This is a genomic window from Nostoc sphaeroides (genome assembly GCF_003443655.1).
Lineage (GTDB): Bacteria > Cyanobacteriota > Cyanobacteriia > Cyanobacteriales > Nostocaceae > Nostoc > Nostoc sphaeroides.
The window spans coordinates 553,723-565,796 of sequence record NZ_CP031941.1 but is presented as its reverse complement, the minus strand read 5'-3'; the positions used below and the strand labels follow the sequence as shown (position 1 = coordinate 565,796).

The following is a 12,074-nucleotide window of genomic DNA, read 5'->3' as shown; positions in this document are numbered from 1 at the left end:
GAACCCAAGCTTAGGAGAACAAGACAGACAAAACTATAGACGTGAAGATATTACGTCTTGATATTTATAAAAGCGAGTTGATCGCGCCTTTATATTTTGTACTGATGACAGTGATGATGACTTCCGTGTTAACACTAGCTTTATCGAAATATATTACGAAATATTAAGGTTTATGGCTTAATGTATTTCCTAATGACAATAAAAAACAGGGTATAAATATTTTCAGTACCCCATAATTAATACTTAAAGAAGAAGTCGTAATTCACAATTTAGCAATACTTAAGGAGCGCTTTTTAGCTAAATGCAGGGAAATTTAAATGAAATTGATATTTGCAGTATCCTGCAATTGATTGAGTTGGGACAACGAACTGGGCAACTATGGGTAAGAGCTACTAGCTCTCACCATAACAACAAACTGGGTGGAGAGGGAGCAAGCATTGATCGTCTCAAACACCAGTCTTGGTTCGTCTTTTTCCGCAATGGTCAAATTATCTATTGCCAAGAAGGTGAGAGTAATTTATCCAGAATTAGCGATTATTTACGTCATTATCGAGTCGAGATGCGACTTAGCGACAAACAAATTGCCTCCTTACCACCAACCGACGCGCCAGAGTATGCCTATCTGTGGGCACTCTTGGAGCGGAATATTATCAACCCCAAGATAGCTGGTAGTATCATTCACGGCTTGGTACATGAAACTCTCTTTGACCTGCTGAGTTTACACCAAGGGAACTTCATTTTCCATCAGGGTGCGGCACTTGCCCCGCAATTAAACACTTTCGAGATTGCTCCACTTATTACAAAAATTACGAAGCAGGTGCAAGAGTGGAAGCAACTGTATCCACATATTCAGTCTCCAGAACAATTGCCAGTGCTATCTGACAAAGTTCAGCTACAATCCTCACTACCAGAAGCAACTGTAGAGAAATTACAGCATTGGGCTGATGGTAAAACATCCTTGCGTCAACTGGCTCGCTATCTCAACCGAGACATTTTGACAGTCGCCAAGGCCATATATCCTTATGTGCAACAGAGTTGGCTACAGCTAGTATATTCAGATACAACTAAAACAGATGTACCCACTGATAACGAGGAATTGAAGGGAAAACACAGGGGGCGGATAGTATGTATTGACGATGCGATCGCCATCGGTGAGACTATAAATTCGATCTTACAAGCACAAGGTTATGAAGCTATCGCTCTTACCAATCCTTTAGAGGCACTGAGTCTGGTTTTTCAACTCAAACCAGATTTGATTTTATGCGACATTGCCATGTCGGAATTGGAGGGGTACGAGGTTTGCGCCATGCTGCGACATTCAACAGCATTTCGGCTCACACCAATTATCATGCTTACTGGTAAAGATGGATTTATTGATCGAGTCAAAGCTAGTATGGTCGGGGCAACAGATTATTTAACAAAACCATTTACAGACACTGAGTTACTTATGCTCGTAGAGAAATATATCAACAACCAATGAAAATAGGGCATTGGGCATTGATCATTTCTCCCTCATCTCCCCCATCTCCCTCATCTATGGAGTATATAAAGAGATCAAAGATTTGTTGATCTACTAAAAGATGAGTTAAAAGATGTTATCACAGAGTCAGCTAACTTAGTGAAACGTCGATATCCAGGAAAATAGTGAGAACATACAATTAATTTATACAGTTAATATTTGCGGGGGAATCAAAGAATGTTCCAAATAGGAACGTTTACATCAGGAGGTAAATAGACATTTATGAGTACAGTTCTGATAGTGGAAGACAGTATCGCGCAACGGGAGATGATTACAGACCTCCTGAAAGCAACTGGACTAACAGTAACCCATGCCAGTGACGGATTAGAAGCATTGGAGGCAATTCAAATAGCACCTCCCGATTTAGTGGTATTGGATATTGTCATGCCCCGAATGAACGGCTACGAAGTTTGTCGGCGCTTAAAATCCGATCCAAAAACCCAAAATGTCCCTGTGGTGATGTGTTCTTCCAAAGGCGAAGAATTTGATCGTTATTGGGGCATGAAGCAGGGTGCAGACGCTTACATAGCCAAACCGTTTCAACCAACCGAGTTGGTGGGAACAGTCAAACAACTGCTGCGAGGATAAGGACAAAAGCAATATGGTCAGCAAACCGGACTTTTTAAGTGGCAGTGGTCAAGACCATTTCCGACCAGAATTACAAGTAGAAAGTCCTGAAGGTGAGTTACATTTGAGATTTTACATTCCCTCGCATCAGGAGTTTGCACTACAAGCAACTGGCATTCGGGAGGTAATTGAACTAAGTCCTGATAGAATCACCCCGATTCCTAATGCTTCTCCTTTACTTTTGGGTACTCTAAATTTACGAGGTCGAGTTATTTGGGTAGCTGATTTGGGTCAATTTCTTGGGGAAGCAAGTGCATTAAACACGGATAGAGCTGAAATTCCGGTGATTGCCATTGAAGAGCAAGACACAATAGTGGGTTTAGCTGTAGAGGAAATTGGTGGTATGCATTGGTTGGATGTCCAGAATCTCATGCCAACAACTAATGTTACAGATACTATGGCTCCCTTTTTACGTGGAGAGTGGTTATTAGGTGCTAAAAACAATCAGTGTCTGCGACTGCTCGATCAAATGGCAATTTTACGGAGTGCTAGGTGGGCAGGATGAAATTGGAGGAGGAAATGGCAGCAAGTATTGATAATTACGAGCCAACATATCAACAGGCGATGACCGCCTATGTTCAAAGGAATTATGAGGTTGCCGCCACTTTAGTTGACCAAGTGGTGCAAAATTTACCAAATGACCCCAACTCCCATTTATTACGGGGTCACATCTACTATGTTTTACAGCAGTACGATGTAGCAAAAGAAGAATATCAACAGGTATTACACTTGACTGACGATCAAGAAATTATTGGTTTTGCCAATAATGGAATTGAGAATATCAATCAATATTTACAGTCATTCGGTGGGGAGATTGATACATCAGATAGTCATGAGCAAATCAATTCCCCAGAGATGTCTGATGCACTGGCATATAACGAACAAGAATTAGAATATTTGGGGGCTACTGAGGAGTTTGACAGCAATAACCTTGATTTGAACTTTTTTGGAGAGCATCCAGAAACTGTGAATGGTGTTGAAGAACTATCTTCAAAAAGTCCATTTGATATCCCAACAGAAGATACTATTGAAACGGAAAAAATATCAGATTCTTCTATAACTTTTGGTGACGATCCTTTTGCCTTCAATGAAGAACTACAAGAACAAGAGTCTAATAGCAGCAAGTGGGAGGAGAAAACAGAATTAGAGTTGCCTGCTTTCTGGCAGGAAGATTTAACAGAAGAGAGCCACGAAGAATCATTAGTAAATAGTCAGTTTTCAGATAATGGGATAAATTCTGATTACGGAAATTCAGCTATTGACAATAATAACTCTTCATATTCTAATTCAAAAACTGGGAATAACGAGAATAATTTCCCTGATTTGTTGAGTGAGCCAAATTATCCAGAGCCTAATTTTGGGAACTTAGAATATACAGACTCTAGTTTAGGAGATGAAACTTTACTTATTGTTGAAGAACTTAAAAATAGTTCGTCAAAAAATAACAATAGTCAATATGATTTGCCTGAAACCGAAGCACCCAATTGGTTGAAGTCAAAAAATTTTGCAGCCGAAGAAGCTTTTGCTCCAGATTTATCTGATGATGCTTCATCTTTTAGCAGCAATCTTCCTGTAAAGGAAAAGCAGTTTAAATCAAGTGAAAGTATCGGAAAAAATAGCTTTGATGACGATGATAATTTTGATATGGAAGCATTTGAGTCTGCCTTTGGCTCAGAGGGAATAAGCTCTTATGAAGACTCAAACAATATACTGAATGGAGAAAATTCTAAGAGCAATATAGAATTTTTAGATGACTTTGAGGAATTTGATGATTTAGGTAACATTCCAGGGTTTGACCTGCTTGAAGGAGATTCTGACTTCGGCGATCTCGCAATGCATTCTGCTGGATCACAAACCAGTGGCAGTGGACGTTCTCAAGTCGTGGAGGCTTCTGCAAGTAGTGCAGCGAGCGATCGCGAAGAGGAACTATTCACAATGACTGGTTCCCATGAAGGAGTTCCAGTCTTTAGCCAAACAGATGTCTCGAAACTAGAACCCAACGTCAGCGTCGAACAAGGATGGTTAGCACCATTAGAAAATGCCTCTATAGAAAGGAAACAATGGTTAATTGCTGGAAGTGTGGGCATTGTCTCGGCGCTGGTTGTAGCCACAGTTAGCTTTGTCGCTACCACATTCTCGCCAGCCCAACAACGAGAATCAGTGCGGAACACAGGTTGGGCAATGTCACTTGCAGCTGGGATTGCAGGTTTTGCTACCGCAGGTGTCATGGGAAATCTTGCACTCAAACAAATTCGGCGCACAACTGATGATCTCCAAGCTCAGTTTGAGGCTGTACGTCAAGGAAATTTGAATGCTCAAGCCACAGTGTTTTCCGAAGATGAATTGGGCCATTTGTCCACTGGCTTTAATGAAATGGCGCGGGTAATTTTCACAACCACAAGTGAAGCCCAACGGAAAGCCGATGAACAAGAGGAAGCCAAAGAAAACCTGCAACGCCAGGTGATTCGCCTCTTGGATGATGTGGAAGGTGCTGCTAGAGGTGATTTAACAGTCCAAGCTGAAGTTACAGCCGACGTATTGGGAGCGGTAGCTGACGCCTTTAACCTAACAATTCAAAACCTGCGGGATATTGTGCAACAGGTAAAAGTGGCGGCGAAGGATGTAACAAAAGGTGCAACCAACTCCGAAACCTTTGCAAGAGCCTTATCTAGTGATGCTTTGCGCCAAGCAGAAGAGTTAGCGGTGACGCTAAATTCTGTACAGGTAATGACTGACTCGATTCAACGGGTAGCAGAGGCGGCGCGGGAAGCCGAAACCGTCGCTCGTGATGCTAGTACGATCGCTCTCAAAGGTGGCGAAGCAGTAGAAAATACCGTAGCAGGGATTTTGGAAATTCGAGAAACCGTTGCCGAAACCACTCGCAAAGTGAAACGGTTAGCGGAATCTTCTCAAGAAATTTCTAAAATTGTGGCGTTGATTTCCCAAATTGCTTCCAGAACAAACTTACTGGCACTCAATGCTAGTATTGAGGCGGCAAGAGCAGGAGAAGCTGGACGTGGGTTTGCGATCGTAGCAGACGAAGTGCGCCAGTTAGCAGATAAATCTGCTAAATCCTTGAAGGAAATTGAACAAATTGTGATGCAAATCCAAAGCGAAACAGGCTCTGTAATGACCGCAATGGAAGAAGGCACACAACAAGTAATTAAAGGAACAAAATTGGCAGAAGAAGCCAAGCGATCGCTCGAAAACATTATTCAAGTAGCGAATCGCATCGATATTCTTGTACGTTCGATTACCAGCGACACAGTGGAACAAACTGAAACTTCCCGCGCCGTCGCTCATGTAATGCAATCAGTAGAACTCACCGCTCAAGAAACTTCCCAGGAAGCACAGCGAGTTTCAGGTGCCCTACAACACTTAGTAGGTGTATCCCGTGACTTGATCGCCTCCGTTGAACGTTTCCGAGTGGAAACTACAGAAACCAGGTAACAAAGTTAGGAGTTAAGAGTGAGAAGTTAGAAATAAAAATCACAACTCACATCTCATAACTCATAACTCGGAAAAAAGTTAGGAGTTAGGAGTGAGAAGTTAGAAATAAAAATCACAACTCACATCTCATAACTCATAACTCATAATTCATAACTCATAACTCATAACTCATAACTTTTGCTATGCTGCCGGAACAACAACAGCGGATTTTGGGTTACTTTATCGAAGAAGCCAGGGATCACCTGAATACCATTGAGCAGGGCTTGCTGAATTTAGAGGGTACTCTGAACGACCCGGAAATGATCAGTGAAGTCTTCCGGGCGGCTCACTCCATCAAAGGAGGAGCGGCGATGCTTGGATTGACTAGCATCCAGCATACCTCTCACCGTTTAGAAGATTGTTTTAAAATTCTCAAAGATAATCCAGTTCAGATTGACCAAAAGCTAGAGTCTCTATTTCTCGGTGTATCTGATACCTTAAAAGCGCTGTTAGAGCATTTGAGCGGGCCTTATGGTCTTTCTGAAGATGCAGCTAATACTTTGATGTCAGAAACTGAGCCAGTCTTTCAATGGCTGTATCAGCATCTAGAACTACTTGTAGAACAAGCAAAAAATGGAGTAGATAGCACAACAGAACTACAAACAACCTCTGTAGAGAATGTCTCCACACTTACAGAAATTTTCCTGCGGCCAGATATTCCCAGTTTGGCAGAAGACACCCATCAGGAATCTCCAGAAATATCCTTCTCAGTAGCACCCCAAGAGGTGCGAGACGCTCGCGGACTCGCTCTAAGCGAAGCATCCCGAAGGGTATACGCTGCGCTATCGCCTCTCACCGCTAAAGAAAATAATAATTGGGGCGAATTTCAAGCCCAAGTACTGCAAAGACTGCGGGAAATGTTGCAACTGTTTAAGCAAACGACAACACCCTCAACTCGACAAAACCTTCAGGAATGCTGTTACGAGTTAGTCAGACTTGGCGAGACTTGGAACTTGTCCAAGTGGTGTGGTTTGTGTCAAGCAGCAGCCAGTGCGATCGGTAATCCTGAAAATAGTTATCTGACGTTAGCTAAAATTGTCATTACCGAAATCAAGCAAGCTCAAGAATTAGTCCTGCAAGGTAGGGAAGCCGAAATTGCAATTAGTCAGCAACTAGAAGCGCTTTTGAACTTTGCAGAAATTGAGTTATTGCAAGTTACTACTAATTTGTTTGACGAACAGTCTGCGGCTTTGACAGAATTATCAACTGTGTCAGAGCCAATTCTTTCGGGTAATACTGAGCCGTTAGCTATAACTAACCTAATCGAGACAACTGAAGAACTTAATCTAAATGAGGATAATAGCGATCGCGCAGCGTATACCCTTCGGGATGCTTCGCTTAGAGCGAGTCCTGGAGCGTCTAGCTACGCTAACGTCAAGGGCGATCGCCCATCTGTTCAACAAGGGACACCACTAAACGCTGCTACTCACACTAGTCTTAGTTTCACCACACATGACGAAGTACATCCAATCAGTAGCAATATTGACCCCAATGGGCCAGAGGTAGGAGTAGCTGAGTTAAATACCCTTGCCGATTTATTTGACGGTGATACTCCCGAACTAGATGAAAACTGGCATCAAGAAGAAACCTTAGATATTGTTGCTACCGATGATTTTGGGATTGATTTCAGCAGCACTGACGCTGAGGATGCTCATAGCGATTTATCCGATTTCCTCTCCTTTGATCAAGACACTAATAACGAACAGCACCCAACAACCACAGCCACGACAGAAGATTTATCTCTGTTATTTGGCGAAAATTTCTTAGAAAAAGATAATTCAGAACCCCAAAATCAACAAACATCTGCTACGACTTTAGAGTTAAACAATATTGACGGACTCGATATAAATTTAGACTCTTCTCCCCAGTATTTACAAGAATTTATTGATATTTCTAGTGATACAAACCTGTCTCCTGATGTCAACAAAAACGATGTGGACGAAGATTTATTGACACTGGCGCAAAATGATGATAACGAACTATTACTTACAGGCGAAGTAACTCAACCAGAAACAGAGGCGAACGCCTCTGTGGAACTATCTACCAAGCAACAAAACAGTTTTGATAACTTATTCTTAGAAACTAGAAATGCAAATTGGGTAGAAGAAATTACCCCTAGTGACTACATAGAATTACCCCAAGAAACAGGCTTGTCTCTAGACAGCCTATTTGCGGAAATGGAAGAACAATCACTACTGCCTACAAGTGAACCAGAACTCGGTGATTTATTTGATACATCTCCAGTAACAGCACCTGAGTTTTCTCAATCAGAAAATGATCTGAGCAACTTCTGGAACCAGGAAACCACAGAGGAACAGGACGAATTCGATTCCTTAATTGAGCAAAATGTGGAAAGGGCGTTAGAGGAGAGTTTGTTTGCTGCAACTAATGACATTTTTGCCGACAGTCAGCAGCCAATACCTTCTCCTATAGCCAGTTTTGACATAGAAGAAGATTTTGATATCAATTTCGATCAGCAAGAGCAGCTAGATTTGATATTATCATCAGATTCTGGAGATGATTTCTTTGATGAGTTAGTACCGAGTAACTCAACTATTTCGCCTGCAATCAGCGATCGCATACAGCCCTTTGCGCTTGAAACGCAGCATCTAGGGGAAGAAATTATCAAGCGATCGCAACAACCAGAAGCTTTAGATTTTGTTCCAGAATTTACTAATCAGCCCCCAGAGATATCTGCTGTTGATCTGGAACTTAATTCATTCAACCCTTTCGATGAAAATCCGCAGCTGTTGTTTGAGGATGTCGCTACATCCACCTATATTCAGATGGAAACCACAGATAATACTGTGGATGAACTCTCGGCTATAGAAAATATCAATTTTGAAGAAAGTTCAGATTTAGAATCACTTCCAGCAGAACCAGATAATTTGTTCGGTTTCGATGAAAATCCGCAACTTCTGTTTGAGGATGTCGCTATAGATTCCACTTATATTCAGATGGAAACCACAGATAATACTGTGGATGAACAAATCGACATTGAAAATATCAATTTTGGGGAAACTTCAGATTTAGTTTCACTTCAAGCACAGCCAGATGATTTATTCGGTTCCAATGAAAATCCGCAACTGCTGTTTGAGGATGTCGCTACAGATTCTACTTATATTCAGATGGAAACCACAGATAATCTGGATATATCGACTATAGAAAATTCTCTAGATCACAGTTTTGGGGAAACTTCAGATTTAGTTTCACTTCAAGCACAGCCAGATGATTTGCTTGGTTTCGATGAAAATCCGCAACTGCTGTTTGAGGATGTGGAGACATCCACCTATATTCAGATGAAAACCACAGATAATCTGGATATATCGACTATAGAAAATTCTCTAGATCACAGTTTTGGAGAAACTTCAGATTTAGAATCAGTTCAAACAGAACCAGATGATTTGTTCGGTTTAGATGAAAATCCGCAACTGTTGTTTGAGGATGTAGAGACATCCACCTATATTCAGATGGAAACCACAGATAATACTGTGGATATATCGGCTATAGAAAACATCAGTTTTGGGGAAACTTCAGATTTAGCCAAGACTTGCCCAGAAGTTTTAGATACTGAGCCTCAAAATAACTTAGAAGCTGCCTTTGAGTTCCCAGAAAACACAGATTTTGAAGATACAGAGCTTGGTTTTGCAAATGATTTATTGTTTACAGAAACTGCTCTATCAGAAGTAGAAAACCAGAAAGAATTAAGAGAAAGTGCGATAAGAATTGATTTGCAAGATGTCAATGACTTCACACAAACTGTTATTCAAGAAGGTGTAGAAACCGATTTGTGGGATCTAGCAGAGACATCTGAACCTGTACCAGTGTCAGAGGGCGAAAACGCTATTGTTACCTCAATTGAAGAATTGGTAACAACAGAAAACGTTGAAGTAGTTGCTCCAGAAGATGATTTTGCAGACTTGGAAGCATTGCTAGGAGAGGAAGTACCACTTAACCCCAAAGCTAGGGAGATACCAGAAGTAGATTTTGCAGCGCTGGAAGAATTGCTAGGTACAGATAACGCCAGCGATGCCAACGACGGGCTACGCCAACACCAGCCCTTCAACACTCAACCAGTCTTAGCGAAAAATGCCATTCCATCACCAGCTATAGATGAATTTGGTGACTTGGAGAAGTTGCTGGCAGAAGCGGATCAAACAATATCCCATTCACCATCAGTAAAATCTAACACCAACAAACCTACCCGTCCCTCTACTCGTAGGGCTGCGAGATTTGAAGAAACGATGAAGGTTCCAGTTAAGCAACTGGACGATATGAGTAATTTAGTTGGGGAGTTGGTGGTAAATCGCAATACCTTAGAGCAGGATCATGAACGGTTGCGGCAGTCATTAGATAACTTGCTGATTCAGATACAACAACTCTCGGATGTGGGCGCAAGAATGCAGGAGTTGTATGAGCGATCGCTACTGGAAGCTTCTCTATTAGCTGGACGCAAAAAGAAAGACTCCGGCTTCCAAGCGCCTGATTCCAATGCTGATAGGGGTTTTAGCGAGTTAGAAATGGATCGTTTTACTCCCTTCCATACCCTCTCACAGCAGATGATTGAACGCATTGTGCGAGTGCGTGAGTCGGCAAGTGACATTGATTTTGTCACCGAAGAAACCGAGCGCGTCGCAAGGCAGTTCCGCCAAGTAACCACCCAGCTACAAGAGGGATTAACAAGAGCGCGAATGGTGCCTTTTGCCCAAACTATTGATCGCTGGCGGCGAGGAGTACGTGACAACGCTATCAAGTGTGGCAAACAAGTGGAATTGGTAATTGAAGGTGGTGATACCTTAATTGACAAGATGATTTTGGATCATCTCACCGATCCATTAACTCACATGCTGAATAATGCGATCGCTCACGGTATTGAAACCCCAGAAGAAAGGCACGCTGCTGGAAAACCACCTGTAGGAATCATTACTATCCGTGCCTTCCACCAAGGCAACCAAACGATCATTTCTGTAGGAGATGATGGCGCAGGTATCGATTCAGCAAGGGTTAAAGCTAAGGCGGTGAAGATTGGCATGATTACAGAAGCGCAATCATTAGCCATGTCTCGCCTGGAAGTCTACGATCTGCTGTTCCAGTCTGGTTTTACAATCAAAGACCAAGCAGATGAAATTTCTGGTCGTGGTGTGGGTATGGACGTAGTACGCTCCGAAATTAGCGAAATTCGGGGGACAGTGAACACCGATTCTGCGATCGGTAAGGGAACCACCTTCACCATCCGTCTGCCACTAACTCTGAGTATTTGTAAAGCTCTCTGCTGCGTCTCTGATCGAGCCAGAATCGCCTTCCCGATGGACGGTGTAGAAGATACCCTGGATATACCAGTCAAAAATATCCAGCACGATGCCAATGGGGAATCATTTATTTCCTGGCGCGATACGGTGCTGCCATTCCGACCCCTGAAGGAACTTTTAACCTTCAATCGCCAAATCAGTCGCGGTAATGTCTATGGCGGCACTAGAGATGATGATATGGTTTCTGTGGTCGTGGTGCGATCGGCAAATACCTTAATTGCTCTGCAAATTGACCTAGTGTTGAGCGAACAAGAAATTGTAATTAAGCAATTTGAAGGCCCAGCACCTAAACCCATTGGTGTAGCTGGTGCTACAGTCCTGGGTGATGGTCGAATTATGCCCATTGCTGACGTACTAGAAATAATTGACATCTTCCAAGGACGGATTTCTACACAAATTGGTGGCAATTCTTGGCAACAGAAGGGAATTCCTGTAGACACTTCTCCTGCGAAGATTGACCCGACAGTGCTAATTGTCGATGACTCGATTACAGTCCGAGAGTTGCTCTCCCTAACCTTTAATAAGGCAGGTTATCGTGTAGAACAAGCGCGTGATGGGCAGGAAGCTTGGGATAAACTCCGCTCTGGTCTGCCTTGCGATATCGTATTTTGCGACATCGAAATGCCCCGTTGCGATGGTCTGGAGTTACTCTCTCGCATTCAGAAAGACTCCAACCTCAACCACTTACCGATCGCCATGCTCACCTCTCGCGGTGCAGACAAGCACAGACAAATTGCAGCTCAACTCGGTGCTAGTGGCTACTTTACCAAGCCTTATCTCGAAGAAGCTCTACTTGAAGCTGCGACGCGGATGTTGAAAGGGGAAAAACTTGTTAGCGGTACGAGTAATGTTTAGTAAGCAAACCCTAAATAGGGAGACGTAATTAAATTGAGTACTTAAAAAACCTTGACAGGTTTACTGCCAAGGTTTTTTACTTAAAATTTTCGATCTTTTCCATGAAGATGCACTTACAGCAGTTTTCAGGTAAATAGCTGTAATCTTAAAAAATGAACCGCCAAGGAAGGACAAATAATCATTTAATGCAAGCTTATAAAAAATTAATATAAGTTATATCGCGCTTCCTCGGTTATAGTTTTCTTTTGCAAGGGTTTTAAATGGGCATTATTATA

The 12,074-nt window shown here is 42.3% G+C and carries 5 protein-coding genes; all 5 read left to right on the top strand.

The features are described 5' to 3' along the window. Positions 1 to 301: 301 nt before the first annotated feature. The 5 genes from D1367_RS02655 to D1367_RS02635 all read left to right on the top strand — a co-directional run bounded on the left by D1367_RS02655 (position 302) and on the right by D1367_RS02635 (position 11,799). Positions 302 to 1,480 carry a response regulator gene (locus D1367_RS02655; protein WP_118162518.1) on the top strand — a complete coding sequence of 393 codons (1,179 nt, stop codon included), beginning with the start codon at positions 302 to 304 and terminating at the stop codon, positions 1,478 to 1,480. Positions 1,481 to 1,741: 261 nt separating this feature from the next. Next, positions 1,742 to 2,107 carry a response regulator transcription factor gene (locus tag D1367_RS02650; protein WP_069073698.1) on the top strand — a complete coding sequence of 122 codons (366 nt, stop codon included), beginning with the start codon at positions 1,742 to 1,744 and terminating at the stop codon, positions 2,105 to 2,107. A 13-nt stretch (positions 2,108 to 2,120) separates the two neighbouring features. Continuing rightward, positions 2,121 to 2,651, top strand: a complete 531-nt coding sequence (locus D1367_RS02645; RefSeq protein ID WP_118162516.1) for a chemotaxis protein CheW — start codon at positions 2,121 to 2,123, stop codon at positions 2,649 to 2,651. Then, positions 2,648 to 5,596: a methyl-accepting chemotaxis protein gene (locus D1367_RS02640; RefSeq protein ID WP_420845965.1), complete on the top strand. Its 2,949-nt coding sequence runs from the start codon at positions 2,648 to 2,650 to the stop codon at positions 5,594 to 5,596. The genes D1367_RS02645 and D1367_RS02640 overlap by 4 nt, the downstream gene beginning before the upstream one ends. Positions 5,597 to 5,778: 182 nt before the next feature. Next, the gene (locus tag D1367_RS02635; protein ID WP_118162514.1) at positions 5,779 to 11,799 is read left to right on the top strand and encodes a hybrid sensor histidine kinase/response regulator; all 6,021 of its coding nucleotides are present in this window, start codon (positions 5,779 to 5,781) and stop codon (positions 11,797 to 11,799) included. Positions 11,800 to 12,074: the final 275 nt, after the last annotated feature.

What these genes read in the sequence shown, in the direction of transcription:
- D1367_RS02640 (WP_420845965.1), top strand. Translation starts at nt 2,648, where the DNA reads ATGAAATTGGAGGAGGAAATGGCAGCAAGTATTGATAATTACGAGCCA.
- D1367_RS02650 (WP_069073698.1), top strand. Translation starts at nt 1,742, where the DNA reads ATGAGTACAGTTCTGATAGTGGAAGACAGTATCGCGCAACGGGAGATG.
- D1367_RS02645 (WP_118162516.1), top strand. Translation starts at nt 2,121, where the DNA reads ATGGTCAGCAAACCGGACTTTTTAAGTGGCAGTGGTCAAGACCATTTC.
- D1367_RS02655 (WP_118162518.1), top strand. Translation starts at nt 302, where the DNA reads ATGCAGGGAAATTTAAATGAAATTGATATTTGCAGTATCCTGCAATTG.
- D1367_RS02635 (WP_118162514.1), top strand. Translation starts at nt 5,779, where the DNA reads ATGCTGCCGGAACAACAACAGCGGATTTTGGGTTACTTTATCGAAGAA.